A 19,488-nucleotide genomic window follows, 5' to 3' on the forward strand; every position below is an offset into this window, starting at 1 on the left:
TCCACGGGCACTACTCGATCTAACAGTGTCGGGCACCTGGCTCGAATTACTCACTACGGGGGATTGATGTCACGTTCGCTTACCGAATTGCTTCGGCCGGGGCGCGCTGCGGTCGTAACTGTCGCGCTCATCTGCGCGGTGAGCGCGGCGTTGTCCGGATGCTCAGGCGTCGGAAGCGCGCCTGGAGCAGTCGGAACGACAACGCCATCGGGTCGCGACGTACCGGCGACGAATGCGGCGAGCCCCAGTCCCGTCCCGACGGCGGCCAGGAGCGAATTCGACAGGAATGCTGTCTACGCCGCCTGCAATGCCGCCGTGCCCGTCGGCGTCTGGGGCGGACAGGCGCCGCTCCCGCCCGGTCCGATCGGCGCCGACACGTTCGGGCTTGCTTCGTCAGATGGCTACGCGGCCGCACACACGAACGGCGACCCGAGTGCGATCTTTGTCAACGTCCAGTACTTCCGCGGCGATGTATTCGCGTTCTCGGCGCTGTGCGTCGCGTCGGGCGATCCAGCCGCACCCCGCGTCGAGTACATTCGGACACTGGACTGAGGGCGAACGTCGAGACGTAGGTTCTCGGCGGAACGTGGTGGAGTTCCGGTTCAACGTGTAGTTCTCGGAGGTCGGACCGACGCCGTCACAGCTGTTTCGCACGTTGGGCAGCTCGCGCGCGTCGTCGTTGATTGAGTTGCGCGATCAACTTCGGCAGTCCCCACATGAGCCAGCAGATCGCGAACGCGATCAGCACGAACGCTGCGAACAAGACAAACACGGCTCCGAACACGACTGAACCGTAGCACCGCGCGGCGAGGTCGCGATTGGACACTCACCGCCTTCCGGAGCGTCGACTGGACAGAGCCGGGTAACCCGAGGCCGGTCAACCGGACCTTCTCGCCGTGCCTCGGACCCGCGCGCCCGCTCAACTGCCGACGACTCCGTGCGCCAGACTTCGACGAGTCACGACAAATAGACGAGAGGCAGGGCGATGTCCACTGAAACGCAGGCAGGCTGGTACGACGACGGGTCGGGCACGACGAGGTGGTGGGACGGCCAGACCTGGACGGACAAGGTCCAGCCGCCGCCGCCTCCGTCGGCCGGTGGGTTCGGCGGCATGATCAGCAGGATCGAAGCGGACGCCGTCGCGGGTGGTCGGCCGCGTCCTGCTCCAGCGGGGATGAGCTACGTCGTCCTCCAGGTGATCCTGAAGGAGAAGGTGTGGGGGACCGGCTCCGGCAACCTCACCGAGCTGGAGAAGGCGATCAACGCTCAGGCCGCGCTCGGCTACCGGCTGCACACCATCTCGACGGCGGCATCCGGCAGCAAGGGACTCGGCGGCGGCGACCGCATCCAGGTGACGATGGTGTTCGAGCGGCTGAGTTGACACGCTTGTGCGGTCGATCGGCAGTGTCGGGATGCGCGCCTGACTGATGATCGGGACGAGTGGCGGCACGAGCGCGCCGCGCATCCCGAACGGACGGCAGTGCACCCTGCCACCTGACCGTTGCCCGCACCCGCCACCGGCGCACTGTGCAAGAATTCGACCGCACCACCATCACCACCCCAGGAGGACCCATGCCGTACACCGTCGATTTCGTCAACGTTTCCACCGTGGGCTTGGAGTCCTCTCCTGTCGCCGAGGCGCTTGCCGGGTTGCGGGCGAATGAGGCGCGCTATTTCCACAACAAGTACGACCACGATTTCACGGTCAGTTCGGTGGAGGAGCCGGAGGCTGCGGCCGCGCTCGCGTGGGTCACGGGCATCCTGAAGGAGGAGCGTGACCTGGTGATCGGGTCGCGGGCGCTGGAGGCGACGGCGTTCGAGGTCGAGGGTATCCGGATGGCGTACGTGTTCTATGAGTCGGGGCTGTCGATCAACGTGATGTACACGATCGAGGATGCCGGGAAGCGCGCCGTCGGGTTCAAACTGTCGGACGGCATGGAGGTTCCGGAGGAGCTGGCCGCGCAGTTCAAGTTCGCCCGGCAGAAGTCGAAGCTGGCCGGAACCATCCGCGGCTCGTACTTCGTGATCAAGGGCGAGCACTAGCCCCGAGCGCACGCGCCGTGTCGGTGGCGACCGGTAGCGTTCTTCCATGTCCATCGCTGTGCTTCCCGCCACCGGCCGGTGGGACGATTTTGCCACCTTCATGGTGCCGCGCAAGCCGGGCGCCGGCGGGTGCGTGTGCATGTCCTATCGGGATGCGCGGCTCGGAATGCCGGAACGCATCGAGTACATGCGGTCGGAGTGTTCGGCGGAGCCTGGACCTGGCGTACTCGCGTATGTGGACGGCGAGGTGGCCGGCTGGTGCTCCGTCGCGCCGAAGTCGACGTATCGGCGGCTGATGCGGTCGCGGACCATCCCGCACCTCGACGAGGAGCGCGACCCGTGGTCCATCGTGTGCTTCGTGGTGCGCGGCGGGTATCGCAAGCGTGGTCTCATGCACGACCTGCTGGACGGCGCGGTGGAGCACGCGCGCGCATCCGGTGCCGCGATGGTCGAGGGCTACCCGGTCGACACGGGCGGGGAACGGGTGGATGTGATCAGCGGCTACGTGGGAACCGTGGCGCTGTTCGAGGCGCACGGGTTCTCGCGCGTGCAGGCGACGGATGCGCACTCGGGTGCCACCACGCGGTGGCTGATGCGGCGCGAGCTGGGCTGAGTGCCGGTCACACGGGTCACATCCTCGCGTCGACGTCCGACAGGAACCCGTCCGCAGACGTCTCGGCTTCTCCCACCACCACGGCGGCGAGGCGGTCCCCGACGAGTGGCCCCATCGTGAGCCCGGCCGCGCCGAAGCCCGCGTTCACGTACACGCCGTCCAGCCCTCGCAGCGCGCCCACCACGGGCAGCTCGCCGTCCGCCAGGGGGCGCAGACCGACGCGCGTCTCGATGATGGTCGCGTCAGCGAGCCCGGGCGCGACCGACAGTGCGTTCTCGAGGATCTGTCGCTGACCGTCCGCCGTCACGCGCGGGTCGAATCCGCTGCCCGTCTCGCGCGTCGCACCGACGACCACGCGCCCGTCGTCGAACGCCACAAGGTAGTGGCTCGCCACCGGATGCACGGACGGCCAGAAACGGGTGTCGGCGCCCGCGACGCGCAGGTGGGTGATCTGCCCGCGCTGCGGTTCGGCGCCGATGCGCCGGCCGAACGGTTCGAGCAGCCGATTCGTCCACGCTCCCGCCGCGATCACGAGGGTGTCGGCTGCGAGCGCGCGCCCGTCGACCTCGACCGCCCAGCCGCCCGCATCCATCGGGGCGACCGACGCCGTGCCGGGCAGGACCGTCGCTCCGAGCGCGGTCGCCCCCGCGAGGAGACCGGCGCGCAGAGTCCGCCCGTCGACCCGGGCGCCCCCGCTGATGTGCACGGCGTCGAAGCCGTCGCCGAGCGGAGGGAACAACTCTCGCGCGCGACTGTTCGGGATGCGCGAAACGGTGCCGACCGATGCCGCCGACGCAGCACGCCGTGTGACACGGGACTCGATCAGGTCCAGCACGGCGGGGTCGCGATTGACCACCAGGGCACCCGAGCGGCGGTAGCCGATGTCGTGCACGCGGACGGCGGCGAGCTGTTCGATGAGCTCGGGGTAGTGGTCGGCCCCTGCCGCGTAGAGCTCGTAGAACAGGCCGTCGGCCGACGAGCTCCATGGCTGGATGATCCCAGCACCGGCGGCCGTCGCCTGGCCGTCGAACCCGGCGTCGATCATGGTCACCGCCACTCCGCGCCTGGCGAGCGAGAATGCCGTCGACGCTCCGGCTACGCCGGTGCCGATCACGATCGCGGTCTGCGGCGACATGTCACACCACCTCGTCCACGAACGCCGCGACCGACGACACCACCAGAGCGCGCACCCCGGCCGCGCCGAGCGGGGATGTCTTCAGCACGCGCATCCCGTGGTCGGCTCCGGGCACACGAATCACCCGGAGGTTCGCATGCGCCCCGGCTTCGGCCGCGATGGTCTCTGCCGTGCCGAAGGTGTCGCGCTCGCCCTGCAGGACCAGCACGGGCACGGTGGGGGCGAGCAGTTCATCCAGCCTGCTCTTCTCCGGTCGTCCAGGTGGATGCAGAGGGAACGCCAGGCAGACCACCGCGGCCGCCCCCGTGGAGGCGGCGGTGCGGCAGGCCACGCGGGCGCCTGCGCTGCGGCCGCCCACCAACACGGGCAGGCCGTCGGCGATCCCTTCGACGACGGACGCCGTCTCCAACCAGGCCGCGTCGAGCGCTGCCGGACGGGACGCGAGACGCTTGCCCGCCACTCGCCACGGCTGTTCGTAGCGGACGACGGTGACGCCGTGGCCGGGAAGGGCGGCGGCGAGCGCGGAGAGGTCGGCGGCGTCGATGCCGCCCCCTGCGCCGTGACCGAGCCAGAGGACGGCGCGCGGGTCGTCGGCTGCGTCGACGGTGAGGCGGCCGGGGCCGAGAGAGTCTCTGCGGTGACGAGCATGGATCGACCGTACCGCGTGCTGGCCGGGAGCGACCGTCCCCGGATGGCAGAACGTACCGTCCACCTTTTTTAGAGTTTTTCTCATGTCTCTCTGGCGTGTCGTATGTGGAGGGGAGCACAATAGGGCGCGTCACGGCCTTCTGCCGGTCGTCGAGGGGTGAGCGAAAGCCCTGCTCGAAGGAATTGAGACCGCGCGCGACGCGCGCCCATTCACACAACACGTCACGCTGCGGACAGTGGCAGACTTCCGCAGCGGACGGCCGCCGGACACGACACCGCGTCGGGTCCGGCGGGCACACACCAGCACGGACGTCGACGGCATCGTCTCAGGCAGCTGAGCACGCCGGGCACCTGCTCTCGACGACGTTTCGAGAAGAACGGTGGGCCCATGTCCGCAGGGCAGAACAACAAAGGGACGCGCAGCACACGGCGCGCGGCAGGCACCGCAAAGCCGAGCACCGCAAAGCCGAGCACCGCAAAGCCGAGCACCGCACAGCCGAGCGCCGCACAGCCGAGCGCCGCACAGCCAGCCACGGAGCCCGTCGCTGCTTCCGCCGCCCCCACGCTCCGCTTCGCCGCGTCGTGGCGTCGCATCGGCCATCCCGGGATCGCGTTCGGCGGCCCCGATCTCGCGGCCGGTCCGCGCTTCCCCGGCATCCCGGAGCTGCCCCCGATCGGCGGCCCCGGCCTCCCTGGTCACAAGCCGCACCTGCGGAGCACCGTCGTCGCCGACCTCATCCGCCCCGACGACCTCGTCGCGCTCACCGTCACCTTCTCCGGATGCACGTTGACCGCCGGCGCGAACCCCACTGTCTCCCCGGAGCCTGGCGACGCCGGCGCGCCCGCGACCATGACCGTCGATTTCGCCTTCCAGCATCTGCACGAGGAGGCGCTGTACGAGGCGCCGACCGGCCCTCCCGCCCTCATCGTCGATCCGGCGACCGGCACGCCGATCCCGGATCCCGCTGTGCCGTCCGCGCCGGGCGCCACCGTGCATCCGATCGTCGGGCATCGGCCGGCGAGGGGGTCGCGGCTGGTGTTCGCCGTCCCGGACGGTGAGAGCATCCCGTTCACGTCCGCGGGAATCCTCGCGGCCATCACGCGCCTGACGCCGATGCTGCATCCCCTCGCAGCGCCGTCGGGCACGGCCCCAGCGCCCTGGAATCCCGGGGACAACCCGTCCGCCGCGAAGCAAGGAGGAGGGGGAGGCGGTTTCCAGAAGGCCGTCGTCGGCAAGGGAATCATCGCCACCCTCACCGGGGCCGGTGTCGTCCTCGACACGGCGACGGCGGCGCAGCAGCGGAAGGTGGCCGGTCCTGTCACGCTCGACAACCTCGTCTCGACCGCGAAGGTGCTCGGGCAGGTGCGCGCGTCGCTCGCCGCCACACGTCCCGTCGTCTCCGATGGCGTGAAGCTGGGCGGCCTGGACGGCAGCCTGGTGGGGGCCGTGACGCACGGCCCGATCGCCGGTCCCGTGCTCGGCGGCGGCTTCGGCAACCTGCCGCGCACCCGTCCGATCCTCAGCGACAAACCGGATGCGGGCCAGACCGCCATCGAGGCGCCGTTCCGGCTGATGATCTCCCCGACAGCGGACGGCCGCTGGGCGCACGCCGTCGCGCCGGTGCCGAGCGCGACCGCGGCGGGGTTCGTCGAGCTCTGGCATTCCCGGCTGGGCGTCGCCTCCGACGATCCGACCGTCCCTGATGAGCGCGACGCCGATCACCGGGTGATCCGCGCAATCTGGACGCGCGATCGCGACAGCGTCACCGCGGCGGAGTGGCAGTCCGCCGCCGTGGATCAGGCCGGGGGAGCGTTCACCGTCCCGCCGATCGGAGGGGACTCGCCGTTCCGCGCCTCCCTCAACGCCGCGGACCGGCAGAGGCTGGTGCGGCAGACGTCGGAGTCGTGGCTCGCCAAGAACAGGCGGAGCCGCATCGACCCGATCCCGGTCGGCGCGAAGGCGCTCTGGCTGTCCGGGCTCGGCGCGACCCTCGACCTGCACGGCGCCTGGCCGACCCTGCCGTATTCGCTAGCCGGGCTGGCCTCGGTGCTCACCTGGGACCACGAGGCGCCGTTCGGCCGCGACCAGTATGTGCGGGTCGCGTACCCCGGCTACCTGTTCCCGCTCGGGCACAAGGCCGCGCTGATCAAGGTGACAGAGCGGAAGATGAAGGCGGCGACCGGCGGCTCGATCGCCGGGCTGTACCAGCGCAAGTTCATCGTGCTGCTGGAGCGCACGCGCAGCTACGCCGGTCAGCGGGACTTCCCGTTCGCATCCATCGAGTTGCAGCCGTCCGTCACGCCGGTGATCGACGATCCGGGCGCGTCGGAGAACTCGTCGTTCTGGCCGACGATCGGCGGTCAGCGTTTCCGTTGGGTGGTCAACAGCGTCGACCGGGATGCGCAGCCGATCCGGCTCAGCTTCCCGATGCTGTGGGTGAGCGAGTCGGTGCAGCCGCCCGACTTCGCCACGGTCATCCACGCCAAGTACGACAACGACCAGGATCGCCAGGTGCCGGCGCACGGCCAGCGGGTCGCCTTCGCGCCGCGCCCGGCGACAGGCTCCGGCGACGCGCAGGCGGAGACCCAGACCATCCGATTGCTCGGCACGCCCGTGGTCGGCTCGTCCACGCCGACGATGAGCTCGGCCGACGTCGTGCTCCCCGCCGTGCAGCACCTGTCCGCCACGCCGAGCCTTCCCGTCGCGTACGCCAAGCAGTTCCTCTCCACCGGCCTGGATGCGGGCAACGCCGGGCAGGTGTGGGCGAACGTGCTCGCGAACGACGGCACCATCGCCCCGGCCGACTTCCCCGACCTCACTGCGTTCGGGATCCCGCTGCCGTCCCTGTCGTTCGGCGGCTCCGGCTCGACCAGCGGCACGGACAAGGGCGGCGGCTTCATCGCGCCGAACCTGCCGATCCGCGGCGTCTCGGCGCTGTCCGGCCCGGTCGGCGACATCGACAACGCCATCCACCAGGACTTCGACCCCGTCGCCTACCTCAAGGGCGCCCTGCCGAAGCTGTTCGGTCTGGTCGATCTGGTGGAGGTGATCGAGGCGATCACGGGCGAACCGCTCAAGCTGCCCAAGGTGGTGTCGCAGGCGGTCCAGCTCATCGAGGGCTTCATCGACGACGTGCAGCGGCTGCGGGATGCGGCCGAGCAGGCCGTCCGGGATGCGCAGCTCGCGGTCGACAAGGCGTCCGACCGCTCCCAGGACGCCGTCGCCAAGGCCACCGCGATCCGCGACAAAGTCGTGGCCGCCAAGGACACGATCGTCGCGCTCGTCACCGATTTCCCCGGACAGTTGGCCGGGGCCGTCGCCTCCCCGCCGACCGTCACCACCGCGCAGTTGCAGGGCGCCATCGGCCAGGTGGGAACGGCGCTCGACGGTGTCCTCGCCATCGACGGCCTGCCCGTCTTCGCGCGCAACCAGCTCACGTCGCTCAAGAAGGCGATCGACCCGGTCGTCGCCGACGTGGATGCGGCGCTCAAGGCCATCGACTTCCTCCGCGGGCTCGCTTCCGACACCCCCCAGGTGCGGTTCCGGTTCGAGTGGACGCCGGAGATGAAGTCGTGGCCGGCCGGGGCGGACCCCATCCTGAGTCTGCAGAAGGACAGCCTGGTCATCGCCATCGACGGCCGGGCAAGCGCGACCGGGGACATGACGGTCGACGTGCTCGCCGAGCTGCGCGATTTCCAGCTGAACCTGCTGCCAGGCGCCGAGCTCATCCGGGTGCCGTTCGAGCACATGTCGTTCAAGGCGGGCTCGAACGGCAAGACCGACGTGGATGTGGTGCTCGGCGACCTGAAGTTCGTCGGCCTGCTCTCGTTCGTCGAGGTGATCAAGGAGCTGATCCCGTTCGACGGGTTCTCCGACCCTCCGTTCCTGGATGTGTCGCCGTCCGGGCTGAGCGCCGGGTTCACGCTCGTGCTGCCGAACGTCGCCATCGGCGTGTTCAGCCTGTCGAACATGTCGCTCGGCGCGGACGTGCAGGTGCCGTTCCTCGGCAAATCGGTCACGGTCGGTTTCAACTTCTGCACCAGGGAACGGCCGTTCACCCTCGCCGTCGTGTTCCTCGGCGGCGGCGGCTGGTTCGGGATGCGGATCGGCCCGAAGAAGTTGGAGCTCCTGGAGATCGGCCTCGAAGCCGGTGCCTGCCTCGCCGTCGATCTGGGGGTCGCCTCCGGGTCGATCTCGGCCATGATCGGCATCTACATCCGGTTGGAGGCCGACGCGGGCTCGCTCACCGGCTACTTCCGGCTGCGCGGCGAAGTGGATGTGCTCGGCTTGATCTCGGCGTCCATCGAGCTCTACATGGAGCTCGTCTACCAGTTCAACACCGGCAAGATGATCGGCCGGGCGACGATCACCGTGCAGATCAAGGTGCTGTTCTTCTCCGCCTCCGTGCAGATCAGCGCTGAACGCCAGTTCGCCGGCTCCAACGGCGACCCGAGCTTCCGCGAGGTGATGTGCGAGCCGGACGGCGAATCGCCGGACTGGGGCCTGTATTGCGAAGCATTCGGAACGGAAGGGGTGGCGCCATGAGCACCGAGACGTTCATGACGACCGTGCTGCCGCGGTCGACCAGAGCGGACGCAGACGCGCACGTGTCGGTGTTCGTCAGCCCGAAACTGGTGCCGGATGCGGAGGTCGCGCGCCTCGACACCTTCGCGCTGTTCCCGCACTGGGCGGCGCAGGTGCTCGACGGGCTGACGATCGCGCTCGCCGACGACAACGGCCCCGTCGCCTCCACCGTCGCGACGGCCGCCGAGTTCGCCCCGGATGCGGCGGTCTGGGACACGATCTTCCCGCCGGACACCCCGGTGAAGGGCAACCCCGTCCCGCGGCTCGACCAGAACCGGTGGCGCGGCTTCTCTGCCAGGTCGGTTCACGACATCGGCAAGCTCGTGCACCTGGCGACCGTGCTGTCCGACCCGACGTCCCCTCCCGCCCCGTCCGCGCATCCACTGGCGGAGCAGGCGCGCGGGATGGCCCAGCGCTGGCCGACGCACGACACGGCGGACCGCAACGACCTGGAGTTCGACGAGGCGCGGCTGACCGCCTTCCTCGACGAGACGATCGAGACGAACGCGGAGCCGCAGGAGATCTCCCGGAGGATCGCGGCGAACGAGGACTGGTTCCTGCGGGCGCTCGGCGAACTGCACAGGGCCAGGCGGTACTACGAGCGGCCGGAGTCGGCGCAGCCGTACCAGGAGGTGCCGGACACCGCGCCGGTCGGCCTCCCTCCGCACGGTGCGGAGTTCCACGAGCGGGTCGGCACGATCGGCGACCACGCCGCGCTGCTGCGCCGCACGGGGCTCGTGATCGACCTGCGGGTGGCCGACGCCTCCCGGCTGCTGAAGTCCCGCTGGCTGACCGCCGTGCTGACCGTCGGCGGGAACGCCGCGGCCTGCCGGCCGACGCACGTGTTCGTGCGCGCGCTCGGAGACGGCACGTTCGTGACCGTCGGGCAGACCGGGGACTGGGTCGACGGCTCGCTGGCCCTCGGCGACGACACGCTCTTCTCCGTCCTCGACCTGGAAGCAGACGGGACGGCGCTCAAGACCGAACGGTTCCTCTGGACCCTCCCGCGGCTCCTGCACGTGCAGGACAACGACGACCCGGTGAACGCCGCCACCCCCGCGATGCGCGCGAGCGGCCTCACCGTCTCCCGGGCGGAGGAGGCGCAGAGCGCGAAGGACCAGCTCGCCCACCAGGCGGCGCTCGAGACCACGGCCGTGCCCGACCTGTTCACCGAGCAGGTGACCCGCGGGATGCGTGTGGAGGTCTGGGACGACACCGTGCGCACGTGGGCATCGCTGCACGCCAGGCTCGCCGACGTCGACGCCCGCCACGACGACGGCACGTACACCCCTGTCTTCGCCGCGCTGCCGGAGCAGGGCTTCATCCAGGGCACGGCCGCGAACCAGACGCCTGGCGACCCGGCCAACCCGGTCAACGTGCACGAGGCCGTCTTCGGCTGGGAGGGCTGGAGCCTGTCCGCTCCGCGATTCGGAAAGCGCGTGCGCAACGAGCAGCAGCTCGTCGACGGACGCGAGCAGACCGTGGAGGTGGTCGAGGACGTGCCGGACGATGTCCCGGACCCGACGCATCCACTGCGGTTCGTCAACCGGGTCGCTCCCGGCACGCTGCCACGCCTCCGGTTCGGCCGCTCGTACGCGTTCCGGGCCTGGCAGGTCGACCTGGCGGGGAACACGCGTGCGGACGAGTTGAACCCGCAGCCGTTGCCGCCGGGGCCACCGGGGCCACCGCCGGAGGCGATCCTGGCGGGACTGCAGGCGGCTCCTGCACCGTTGTTCGACGCGCCGGGGGCGACCATCGGCCCGGTGCTGTCCGGGCTGCGCGACGGGACGGCCGCGCTGCACGAGGCGAGGATCGCCGTGGAGGACGCGGCGGTTACGGCGGCGGCGGCGACCTCGCAGGCGCAGGACACCGACGCGGTCAGCGCACTGCGCGCAGTGTTCGCCGCAGACCCGCCCGCCGCCGTGGTGGACGGGCTGCTCGCCCGCGTGCGCGCCAGGGCTCAGACGACGGGATCGGTGTCAGCAGTGCAACCCGGTGGACTCGGCGCCAGCGCGTTCGGCGTCGCCGCCGACCGTCGCAGTCTGGTGGATGCGGCGTTCTCCGCCGCCGTCGTCGACCCCGCCATCCCGTTCGCCCAGCCGACCGCCACGCGCGATCCCGCCGACCTCGCCGCCATCGCCGCAGCCCAGCTGACCCGTCAGCCGGAGTTCCTGCACCAGCCGAACGGTGCGCTCGATCCCGCCGTGGTCGCCGCCGCGGTCCTCGCGGCGATGAAGAAGGTCACCCCGCTCGTCCCGTTCCTCCGCTGGGATCCTGTGCCGTCACCGGCGCTCGTGCCCCGGCGCCGCTTCACCGAGGGCGAGTCGCTGCGCGTGCTGGTCGTCCGCTCCGGCGTGACCCAGGATCCGGCGACGCTCGCGATCACCGTCACCGAACCGTCCGTCTACGCCGCAAGCGTCGACGCCGCGCACGGCTACGCCGCCGACACCGACCGACACCTCACCGCCCCGAAGACCAGCCAGATCCAGGCGGAGCTGCATGGCGAGTTCGACGCTGCCATCGGCTCCGGCCAGGCCGCGGCGCAGCGGGCGGCGCTCGCCGCGATCCTGCGCGAGAACGGCAGCTTCTTCGACATCGACATCGCCGACCTCGCGACCGTCGGCGCGCGCCTTCCTCAGCCGGGGATGGCGCTGCTCAGCCAGACGCTCGAACCGGACGGCAGCCAGCCGGTGCCGTCGCCGGAGAACGGCCTGCGGATGCTCGCCCTGCGCCCCGGCGAACTCCCGAACCCCGATCCCGCCGTCGAGAAGCTGCGGCTGCGTCCGGGCGACGCCCCGGCGCCCGGTCAGTATGTGGTGCACGACGTCGACGAGCTCGAACTGCCGTACCTGCCCGACCCGATCGCCGACGGCGTCAGCCTGGTCTTCCCCGAGGCCGGGGTGGGTCGCACCATCCGGTTCCCGTTCGGCACGGAGGGCTTCACGGCGGCGTATCCGGGCGACTGGCCGGACAGGAAGCCGTTCCTGCTGTCGCTGGAGGGCGGCGACGTGCTGGACTCCGCCGTCGCCGGGCGGCGCATCCGGTTCGTGCTCGCGCCGGGCGACGTGCAGCGGGCGCGGCTGGCGAGCAGCCTCGTGCGCAGCCGCCTCGACTGGCTGGGCGTCTGGCGCAGCTTCGCGACCGTGCTGCAGCAGACGCCGGAGGTGCGGGAGGCCGCCGTCGACGGCTGGCTGTGGGGGCTGACGCCGTCCGAGGACCTGACCTTCGTGCACGCGGTCCCGAGGCCGCTCGAAGCGCCGCGACCCACGGTGCTGCACGCGTTCCGGTTGCCGGGAGACACCTCGGCGTTCCTCTTCGGCGGCGTCGACATCGACGGTCAGAGCACCGACAGCATCACGGCGCTGGCCGCGTGGGACGAACCGGTCGACGACATCACCCAGGATGCGCCAGGCACCTCGCACACAGACGCCATCGCGTTCACCACGGCGATCCTCCCGGACGAGAGCCTCGCCGTGCTCGCCGGTCACGACGCCGTGATCACGCTGCCGGGCTTCGGGCAGCTGCGCACCCACGAGTCGACGCACCGGTTTGCGGACACCAAACATCGGCAGGTCGCGTACTTCTTCCGCGCGGCGACCCGGTTCCGCGAGTATTTCGCGCCGGACCTGCTGGTCGGCGACCCGGCGAACCCGCTCGACGACGGCGCGAGCGTCATCGGTGAGACCGTGCAGGTCTCGGTGCCGTCGAGCGCGCGCCCTGCCGCCCCGGTCATCCACTCGGTGCTGCCGCTGTTCCGCTGGAACGAGGGTGTCGAACCGGAGCAGCCGATGGCGCGGCGCGTCACCCGGCAGGCCGGGGTGCGCATCTACCTGCAGCGCCCGTGGTACTCCAGCGGCGACGGCGAACTGCTCGCCGTGCTGCTCGCGGCGGGTGGCGACGACGTGTTCGGCGAACCATCGGACGATCCTGGCACCGGCTTCCCGTACGTCAGCCAGTGGGGAGGCGACCCGCTCTGGGTCAGCGCTCCCGTGGCGGCCCGGCCGCTGAAGACGGTGCAGCTGGACGACCTGCTGCACTCGTCCGGCATCGACGACGAACCGCGTCCCGGTCGGCCAGTGACCCCGGCCGTCTCCCTTCCCCTCCCCGCCGGGGTGACCGACCGGAACGTGCTCGCCGTCGGGTACCGGCCGCAGTACAGCGCGGAGCGGAAGCTCTGGTACGTCGACATCGCCATCGACCCCGGCACCGCTTTCTGGCCGTTCGTGCGACTCGCCGTCGCGCGCTACCAGCCGGACAGCGTCGCGGGGGAGCACCTCTCCTCCCCGGTGCGCTGCGACTTCGTGCAGCTCACCCCGGAACGCATCGCGAGCGTCAGCCGCACCGACGACACGCACGTCAGGGTGGTGGTCAGCGGCACCCGCGGCCTCACCCGCGATGCCACGGCCCCCCGGTTCGGGCTGGAAGGAGTCTTCGCGCGGCCGGCGGACGAGAACAGGCTGCTGGTGGCGAGCATCCAGACCGTCGACCCCGCGATCGGCGGCGACCTCGGCTGGCAGACGGTCGCCACGGCGGAGCTGGTGCTGCGTGGGCGTGGCGCGAACGCGTTCGAGGGCGCCTGGGTGGGCGAGCTGGACGCGGGGGAGGTCATTCCGCTCAGCCGTCCTGGCCACAATGCCGGATGGCGCGTGCACGTGGAGGAGTGGGAGCGGTTCCCCGGCGACCCCCCTGCGCCGGACGACCCACGGGTGTACCCGGATGGTCGGGTCTGGGAGCAGCGGCTGGTGTTCGCGGCAGACGTGGAGCTGTAGCGGACGCGGGCGCGGGCGCGCATCCTGAGGAGGCGGCTGTCGCGGGTTACGCTCCGGAGGCCGCGGTGTCGGCGTTGCCGCGCGTCCGCACGAACACGAGCAGCAGCAGGTGCACCACCGCCAGCGCCGTCGCGATGCCCACCGCCGCCAGCCAGGTGGATGCGGTGGTCCCTCCGGTGAACAGCAGGCCGAGCATCGTGGTGGCGACGATCGCGCCCACGTAGCGCGAGGTCTGGAAGATCCCGGCGGCGACTCCGGCGTCCTGCGGCCTGGCCGCCGCGTACAGCGCCTGGTTCATTGCGATGCTCACGACGCAGTACGGCACGCCGAGCACAGCTGTGAGCGCGAGCACCGCGACCGGGGAGGTGGTCGCGGCGCCGACGGCGAGAAGCCCGGCCCCGACGATCAGCGCCGACGCACCCCAGAGCAGCGTCGTGCGCACCCCGACGCGCTCGATGGCGCGCGCGGCCAGCGGCGTGGCCACGATCGTCACGGCGGCGAGCGGGAACATCAGCAGGCCGGTGATCCCCGCCGAATACCCGCCGTGCTCCTGCAGATACTGCGGGAGGCCGAAGAACGCCGAGTAGTAGACGACGTTGAAGATCGCGAAGCAGAGGTAGACCATCAGCAGCCGCCGGTTGGCCGCCAGCAGCCGCAGGTCGATGAACGGGTGCGCCGTGCGCAGCTCCCGCCACACGAACAGGGCGCCCGCGGCGATGCTCACCGGCAGCAGCCACCACAGCGGCTGGGGCCGCAGGTCGAGGAGGAACACCAGCATCGTCGCCAGGGCCGTCACGAACGCGAGGATGCCCGGGATGTCCGACTCGGCCACCACCTGCCGCAGCGGCACTTTCACGCGGTCGGGGTCGTGCGGCGCGAACAGCCACACCCCGACGAAGGCGACGGCCGCGATCGGCACGTTCACCCAGAAGATCGCCTGCCAGCCGAGGAACGTCACCAGCACGCCGCCGAGCACCGGCCCGATCGCGGCGCCCGAGGTGTTGGCGATCTGGATGCGCCCCAGCAGCCGCGGAGTGCCTGCGCCGGACCCGCCCGCCGCCGTGATCGACCGCAGCATCGCGATGGCCGACGGGAACGCCGTCGCCGTTCCGATGGCGAGAGCGACCCGCCCGGCGCAGACGGCGACGAACGAGGAGGCGAACGGCGTGAGCGCACAGGTCACGGCGACCACGAGCATCCCGAACAGGAAGAGCCTGCGCGGGCCGAACCGGTCGGCGAAGCGGCCCATCAACGGCTGCCCGGCCGCCGACGCCAGATAGAACGACGTGATGACCCAGGTGACCGTCGTGATGTCGACGCGGAAACTGTGCTGCAGCGACACCAGCGCGACCGCGATCATCGACGAGTTCAGCGGGTTGAGCAGCGTCCCGACGCTGAGCGCTGCGACGGCGGCGCCGGGGCGCTTGGCATCGGTCACACGGACCAGCCTACGGCGCGGGCGCCGCTCGGACGGCACGGGGCTAGGGTGTCGGCATGACGATCACCGAAGCCGACCGACGCCACCTGACCCGCGCCGTGCAGCTCGCGGAGGAGGCACTGGAGGCGGGCGACGAGCCGTTCGGCTCCGTGCTGGTCGCCGCGGACGGCACGGTGCTGGCAGAAGACAGGAACCGTGTCGGCGGCGGCGACGAGACGATGCACCCTGAGTTCGAGCTGGCGCGCTGGGCGGCGCGGAACCTCGACCAGGATGCGCGGGCGACGGCCGTCGTCTACACGTCGGGGGAGCACTGCCCGATGTGCTCTGCCGCGCACGCGTGGGTTGGGCTCGGGCGGATCGTGTACGCGGCGTCGACCGCGCAGATCGTCGCGTGGCGCGCATCCTGGGGGCTGCCGTCGTCGGCGGTGAGGCCGCTGCCGATCGGGGAGGTGGCGCCGGGCATCCCGGTGGACGGGCCGGTGGCGCCGTTCGACGGCGAGGTGCGGGCGCTGCTGGAGCGCTCGGCGCGCGGCTAGTCGGCGCGGCTAGTCGGCGCGGCTAGCCGTCGGGCCCAGCCGGCAGGGCTAGTCGGTCAGGTCGGCTGTGGTGACCGGCACGGTGGCGCGGTACGGGTATGCGGGCATCGACGAGAACTCCTCGTCGTCGTCCAGCTCGTACACGTCGTAGGCGAGTGCGCCGCCGAACGTCGTCGCCACGCGGATCTCGCCCGGCGGGCACCCGCCGATCAGGGGGACGATGACGACGCTGTCCAGCGTCACCCCGTCCTCGTAGAGGAGGGCCGCTTTGATGGTTCGCGTGAGAGCGTCCATGCCGCGGAGCATACGACCGGATGCGCGCTGTCCCGTGCAGGAAACGCGCACGACACGGAAACCGCCCGGCGACTTGACGGCGCGACCTGCTAAGGCGAAAGTTGACCCGGAGGAACCGAATGGGAACATTGATCTACGACGGCACGGACGGCTTCACGTTCGACGACCGCGTGCTCGCTCATCTGCAGGCCGTGATCGCGACGAAGCTTCGACGCCGCGAAGGTTTCCTGCTGCTGTGGGTCGACTCGTCGGGCGTCTCGGACGGCACGCTGCGGTCGATCTGGCTCGATCCGTCGATCAGCATCCAATTCGTGTTCACGCACCCGAAGCTTCCGGAGCTCAACCGGGAGTGGCTGACGATCCTGACCGAGCGCGCCAACAGCAACTCCGGGCTGCTTCTCGAAGACGAGCTGCGCGCGGAGATCCGCCAGGAGGTGCCGGAAGGCACATACCGCGCCGCCAGGACGAAACGGTCGGAGTGACACCATGGGCACTCTGATCTACGGGTACGGCCAGAAGTTCGAGTTCGACGACCGGCTGCTCTCCCACGTGAAGATCGCCCTCGTGACGAAACTCCGCAGGCACGAGAGCTTTCTGCTCAACTGGGAGATCCCGCGGGAGCAGGGCGGCGGCAGGATCAGCCTCTGGATCAGCCGCGAGATCCCGATGGCGTTCGTCTTCGCCGGCAGCAGGCCGCCGACGCTGAACGAGCAGTGGATGGAGGCGCTGCTGATCACCAGTCAGCGCACGGGCGGCATGGTCATCATGCCGGAGGAGCAGGCGGAGTCGCACCTGCGCGAGCAGCGCTGAACCCGCACAAAACTCACGGCCCGCATCCACTGTTGCGGACGTACGATCAGCCCATGATACGAGTGGAGAACCGCCGCGGCGAACGTGCCGAACGCGCGGCGGAGTGGCTGGATGCCCGGCTGCTCCCGATCCTCGGACCACCCCCGATCGGCCCGTACGATCCCGAGAGCCCGAGGACGGCTGCGGTGAGCGTCTGCCCACTGTGCGGCCACCGGATCGACGAACACGGACGGGAGCAGGACCACGGCCACGCATTCCTGCTCTGCCCCGCGCCGTCGACCCAGCAGCTGCAAGTGAGCTGACCGCACCGGGACGCAGGCGTGACCTCAGATGCCGCGGGCCTGAAAACGACCCCGGCGGGGGCGGAGGTGCGTTCGCGACGGAGCCGGTGCGGGCCAACACAGGTGGGTCAGGGCAGCAGGGCGATCTTCCCGCCGGGGTGGCCCTCCGCGAGGAACGTCAGCGCCTCGACGGCGTCGGCGAGCGGGTACGTGCGCGCGACCGGCACCTGGAGTCGTCCGCTTCCCGCCAGGGCGAGCAGGTCGGCGCGGACGCTGTCCCGGTAGGCTGCGCTTTCCGGCTGCTGGCCGCCGATGGCGCGGAAGCCGTCCTGGGCGGCGCGTCCCGGTGCCGCGATCGTGACGATGCGGTTGCGGTCGGCGACCAATTCGAGGGAGACGTCGATCGCCTCGTCCGTCCCGACCGTGTCGAGTGCGGCACGGATGTGGCCGTGCCCGGCGTCGCGTGCCCGGTCGAGGAGGCCGGGACCGTAGGCGATCGGCGTCCCGCCGAACCGGCGGACCTCGGAGAACCGCGCCTCGCTCGCCGTGCCGATCACGTGCACTTCGAGTTCGGAGGCCTGCTGCAGCACGCTCACGCCGACGGCGCCCGATGCGCCGTGCACGAGGATCGTCTCCCCGGCGCGCACGCCGACGACGTGCAGCATCTGCGATGCCGTGGAGCCGGCCAGCAGCAGGTTCGCCGCGGCGGTGTCGTCGAGCCTGGCCGGCTTCGCGAACACGTCGGAGGCCTTCACGACCACGTCGGTGGCGTAGCCGCCCGAGATGCGGAAGGCGACGACGGCATCGCCGACCGCGCCACCGCCGGAGGCGATCTCGGTGTCAGGGCCGACGGCCGACAGGACCCCGGCCACCTCGTAACCGATCGGAGCCGGGAGGTCGAGCCCGGGGCGGGGTGAGGAGACGTGCTTGTAGTCGGCGGGGTTCACCCCGACGGCGGTGACCCGGATGGTGACCTCGCCTTGCGCAGGCTGCGGGAGCTCCACCTCCTGGAACTCCCAGCCGTCCAGTCCACCCCAGCGTGTCGCAACCCATCGTCGTGCCATGCGTCTATCCAAATCCCCGGACCTGTGTGTCCGCTTTGGATCGTCGGCCCAGGACAGTCTGCCCTGGGCATTCGGCTCAAGACCGTCGGTTCACGACACGCGCCCCGAGTGCTGCGCCCGGCGTGCTGCCCTCGTCGGCGCGAGCCGCAGCATCTGCGCGGTCGAGCTGTCGTCGAGTTCGACCAGGGTGCTGCGCGACTTGATGAAGTCACTGAACGAGCGGAATCCGAGCGACTTCTCGCTGAACGACGGGTCCATGCGCTTCATCTGGCCCTTCACGGTCGAGCTGTGCAGCCACTCGGCGTCGTCTTTCTCGTGGCCGAGCTGCATTGCGCGGGCGAGCAGGCGGGTCGCGACGAGCTGCGGGTCCTCGCGCTCCTCTTCGACCACCTCGACGACCTCGGCGGGCTCCGGTTCCGGCTCGGCTGCGGGAGCGGCGGCGGCCTTGGTCGAGCGGCGCTTCTTCGGCGCGGCCGGAGTCTCTGCGGCCGATTCTGCGGCCGATTCGGGGACGGTCTCTGCGACCGGCGCCCTGCGCCTCGAGGCGGCCGGCGCATCCTGAGCAGCGGTCGCGGCGTTCGCGGCGGTGGCGGCTGCCGCAGCGACTGCGGCGGCGACTTCGGCCCCCACGTCATCGCCATCGGCCTCCCCGTCGTCCGCGCGCGCGACGCCGGGCAGGTCGTCGTAGGTCACGAAGTCGTCGCAGGCGGCGGCGAGCGACTTGCTCGTCGACCCGGCGACGCCGATGCCGATCACATACCGGCCGAGACGCTTGCAGCGCTGGGCGAGCGCGATGTAGTCGGAGTCTCCCGCCACGATCACCACGTGGGTGAGGTCTGGCAACCGGAACAGGTCTTCGACCGCATCCACGGCCAGGCGGATGTCTGCGCCGTTCTTGGCGTATGCGGCGGCGGGGAACAGCTGCACGAGGTCGACGGCGCGACCGACGAGCTGGCCGCGGTAGTCGGCGTTGACCGTGGCCGACCAGTCGGCGTACGCGCGGGTGAGGACGAGTGTGCCGAACGACGAGGCGAAGTCGATCACCGCGCCGATGTCGACGGTCGCCGCAGCGAGCTTGGCGGTGAAGGTGGGGTCGGTCTTGCCCGCCGCCTTCTGGCGGTCGCGCATGAACTGGCCGCGGCCGTGCACTTGGTCGTACCTCGAGATCACGATGTTGTCGAAGTCGATGTACACGGCCACGCGGCCGTCTCCGGGTTCGGTCATGGCCCAACGATATCCGTAACGAGGGGCCCCGGCATCGTGCCGAGGCCC

Annotated in this window: 17 protein-coding genes; 10 read left to right on the forward strand and 7 right to left on the reverse strand. The window is 70.8% G+C overall.

Annotated features, from left to right (window positions below; genetic code table 11):
- The first annotated feature begins 315 nt into the window (after positions 1–315).
- Positions 316–552, forward strand: coding sequence for a hypothetical protein (locus tag AC37TH_RS11180; protein ID WP_490764423.1), 237 nt, complete (start codon positions 316–318; stop codon positions 550–552).
- Between the two features lie 85 nt (positions 553–637).
- Here AC37TH_RS11180 and AC37TH_RS11185 read toward each other — a convergent pair whose 3' ends face one another.
- Entirely contained in the window at positions 638–826 is a 189-nt protein-coding gene (locus tag AC37TH_RS11185) for a hypothetical protein (RefSeq protein ID WP_490764424.1), read from the reverse strand.
- 159 nt (positions 827–985) lie between these two features.
- Here AC37TH_RS11185 and AC37TH_RS11190 point away from each other — a divergent pair, with 159 nt between their 5' ends.
- The 3 genes from AC37TH_RS11190 (at position 986) to AC37TH_RS11200 (ending at position 2,656) form a co-directional block, all read left to right on the forward strand.
- Positions 986–1,381: a DUF2510 domain-containing protein gene (locus tag AC37TH_RS11190; RefSeq protein ID WP_490764425.1), complete on the forward strand. Its 396-nt coding sequence runs from the start codon at positions 986–988 to the stop codon at positions 1,379–1,381.
- A 191-nt stretch (positions 1,382–1,572) separates the two neighbouring features.
- Positions 1,573–2,043 carry a DUF8821 family protein gene (locus AC37TH_RS11195; protein WP_490764426.1) on the forward strand — a complete coding sequence of 157 codons (471 nt, stop codon included), beginning with the start codon at positions 1,573–1,575 and terminating at the stop codon, positions 2,041–2,043.
- A 46-nt stretch (positions 2,044–2,089) separates the two neighbouring features.
- Positions 2,090–2,656: a GNAT family N-acetyltransferase gene (locus tag AC37TH_RS11200; protein ID WP_490764427.1), complete on the forward strand. Its 567-nt coding sequence runs from the start codon at positions 2,090–2,092 to the stop codon at positions 2,654–2,656.
- Between the two features lie 16 nt (positions 2,657–2,672).
- Here the strand turns inward: AC37TH_RS11200 and AC37TH_RS11205 are convergent, their stop codons facing one another.
- Both AC37TH_RS11205 and AC37TH_RS11210 read right to left on the reverse strand, forming a co-directional pair.
- Positions 2,673–3,791 (reverse strand): NAD(P)/FAD-dependent oxidoreductase, encoded by a 1,119-nt coding sequence (locus tag AC37TH_RS11205; protein WP_490764428.1) that lies wholly within the window; start codon positions 3,789–3,791, stop codon positions 2,673–2,675.
- Between the two features lies 1 nt (position 3,792).
- Positions 3,793–4,503 carry an alpha/beta hydrolase family protein gene (locus tag AC37TH_RS11210; protein WP_490764429.1) on the reverse strand — a complete coding sequence of 237 codons (711 nt, stop codon included), beginning with the start codon at positions 4,501–4,503 and terminating at the stop codon, positions 3,793–3,795.
- A 324-nt stretch (positions 4,504–4,827) separates the two neighbouring features.
- Here AC37TH_RS11210 and AC37TH_RS11215 point away from each other — a divergent pair, with 324 nt between their 5' ends.
- Positions 4,828–8,985, forward strand: a complete 4,158-nt coding sequence (locus AC37TH_RS11215; protein WP_490764430.1) for a hypothetical protein — start codon at positions 4,828–4,830, stop codon at positions 8,983–8,985.
- Complete coding sequence (locus AC37TH_RS11220; protein ID WP_490764431.1) at positions 8,982–13,793, forward strand: hypothetical protein; 4,812 nt, start codon at positions 8,982–8,984, stop codon at positions 13,791–13,793. The genes AC37TH_RS11215 and AC37TH_RS11220 overlap by 4 nt, the downstream gene beginning before the upstream one ends.
- A 46-nt stretch (positions 13,794–13,839) precedes the next feature.
- On the opposite strand, the gene AC37TH_RS11225 is transcribed toward AC37TH_RS11220, so the two are convergent.
- Positions 13,840–15,240 carry an MFS transporter gene (locus tag AC37TH_RS11225; protein WP_490765104.1) on the reverse strand — a complete coding sequence of 467 codons (1,401 nt, stop codon included), beginning with the start codon at positions 15,238–15,240 and terminating at the stop codon, positions 13,840–13,842.
- 47 nt (positions 15,241–15,287) lie between these two features.
- Here AC37TH_RS11225 and AC37TH_RS11230 point away from each other — a divergent pair, with 47 nt between their 5' ends.
- On the forward strand, positions 15,288–15,767 hold the full coding sequence (locus AC37TH_RS11230) for a nucleoside deaminase (protein WP_490764432.1): 480 nt from the start codon (positions 15,288–15,290) through the stop codon (positions 15,765–15,767).
- Between the two features lie 48 nt (positions 15,768–15,815).
- On the opposite strand, the gene AC37TH_RS11235 is transcribed toward AC37TH_RS11230, so the two are convergent.
- A complete protein-coding gene (locus tag AC37TH_RS11235; RefSeq protein WP_490764433.1) occupies positions 15,816–16,061 on the reverse strand; it encodes a hypothetical protein in 246 nt (81 codons plus the stop codon).
- A 119-nt stretch (positions 16,062–16,180) separates the two neighbouring features.
- Here AC37TH_RS11235 and AC37TH_RS11240 point away from each other — a divergent pair, with 119 nt between their 5' ends.
- Genes AC37TH_RS11240 through AC37TH_RS11250 form a run of 3 tightly spaced genes read left to right on the forward strand, consistent with a single transcriptional unit; the run spans position 16,181 to position 17,173 of the window.
- Positions 16,181–16,543, forward strand: a complete 363-nt coding sequence (locus AC37TH_RS11240; protein ID WP_490764434.1) for a DUF7882 family protein — start codon at positions 16,181–16,183, stop codon at positions 16,541–16,543.
- 4 nt (positions 16,544–16,547) lie between these two features.
- Positions 16,548–16,871: a DUF7882 family protein gene (locus AC37TH_RS11245; protein WP_490764435.1), complete on the forward strand. Its 324-nt coding sequence runs from the start codon at positions 16,548–16,550 to the stop codon at positions 16,869–16,871.
- 53 nt (positions 16,872–16,924) lie between these two features.
- Positions 16,925–17,173, forward strand: a complete 249-nt coding sequence (locus AC37TH_RS11250) for a hypothetical protein (protein WP_490764436.1) — start codon at positions 16,925–16,927, stop codon at positions 17,171–17,173.
- 107 nt (positions 17,174–17,280) lie between these two features.
- On the opposite strand, the gene AC37TH_RS11255 is transcribed toward AC37TH_RS11250, so the two are convergent.
- Positions 17,281–18,216 carry an NADP-dependent oxidoreductase gene (locus AC37TH_RS11255; RefSeq protein WP_490764437.1) on the reverse strand — a complete coding sequence of 312 codons (936 nt, stop codon included), beginning with the start codon at positions 18,214–18,216 and terminating at the stop codon, positions 17,281–17,283.
- 90 nt (positions 18,217–18,306) lie between these two features.
- Positions 18,307–19,440 (reverse strand): NYN domain-containing protein, encoded by a 1,134-nt coding sequence (locus AC37TH_RS11260; RefSeq protein WP_490764438.1) that lies wholly within the window; start codon positions 19,438–19,440, stop codon positions 18,307–18,309.
- Positions 19,441–19,488 lie beyond the last annotated feature (48 nt).

The sequence above is a fragment of the Leifsonia sp. McL0627 genome, assembly GCF_058244615.1.

Bases quoted from the DNA above. Each gene is read 5' to 3' on its own strand.
- AC37TH_RS11190 (WP_490764425.1), top strand. From the start codon at position 986: ATGTCCACTGAAACGCAGGCAGGCTGGTACGACGACGGGTCGGGCACG.
- AC37TH_RS11195 (WP_490764426.1), top strand. From the start codon at position 1,573: ATGCCGTACACCGTCGATTTCGTCAACGTTTCCACCGTGGGCTTGGAG.
- AC37TH_RS11200 (WP_490764427.1), top strand. From the start codon at position 2,090: ATGTCCATCGCTGTGCTTCCCGCCACCGGCCGGTGGGACGATTTTGCC.
- AC37TH_RS11205 (WP_490764428.1), bottom strand. From the start codon at position 3,791: ATGTCGCCGCAGACCGCGATCGTGATCGGCACCGGCGTAGCCGGAGCG.
- AC37TH_RS11215 (WP_490764430.1), top strand. From the start codon at position 4,828: ATGTCCGCAGGGCAGAACAACAAAGGGACGCGCAGCACACGGCGCGCG.
- AC37TH_RS11220 (WP_490764431.1), top strand. From the start codon at position 8,982: ATGAGCACCGAGACGTTCATGACGACCGTGCTGCCGCGGTCGACCAGA.
- AC37TH_RS11230 (WP_490764432.1), top strand. From the start codon at position 15,288: ATGACGATCACCGAAGCCGACCGACGCCACCTGACCCGCGCCGTGCAG.
- AC37TH_RS11235 (WP_490764433.1), bottom strand. From the start codon at position 16,061: ATGGACGCTCTCACGCGAACCATCAAAGCGGCCCTCCTCTACGAGGAC.
- AC37TH_RS11240 (WP_490764434.1), top strand. From the start codon at position 16,181: ATGGGAACATTGATCTACGACGGCACGGACGGCTTCACGTTCGACGAC.
- AC37TH_RS11245 (WP_490764435.1), top strand. From the start codon at position 16,548: ATGGGCACTCTGATCTACGGGTACGGCCAGAAGTTCGAGTTCGACGAC.
- AC37TH_RS11250 (WP_490764436.1), top strand. From the start codon at position 16,925: ATGATACGAGTGGAGAACCGCCGCGGCGAACGTGCCGAACGCGCGGCG.
- AC37TH_RS11255 (WP_490764437.1), bottom strand. From the start codon at position 18,216: ATGGCACGACGATGGGTTGCGACACGCTGGGGTGGACTGGACGGCTGG.
- AC37TH_RS11260 (WP_490764438.1), bottom strand. From the start codon at position 19,440: ATGACCGAACCCGGAGACGGCCGCGTGGCCGTGTACATCGACTTCGAC.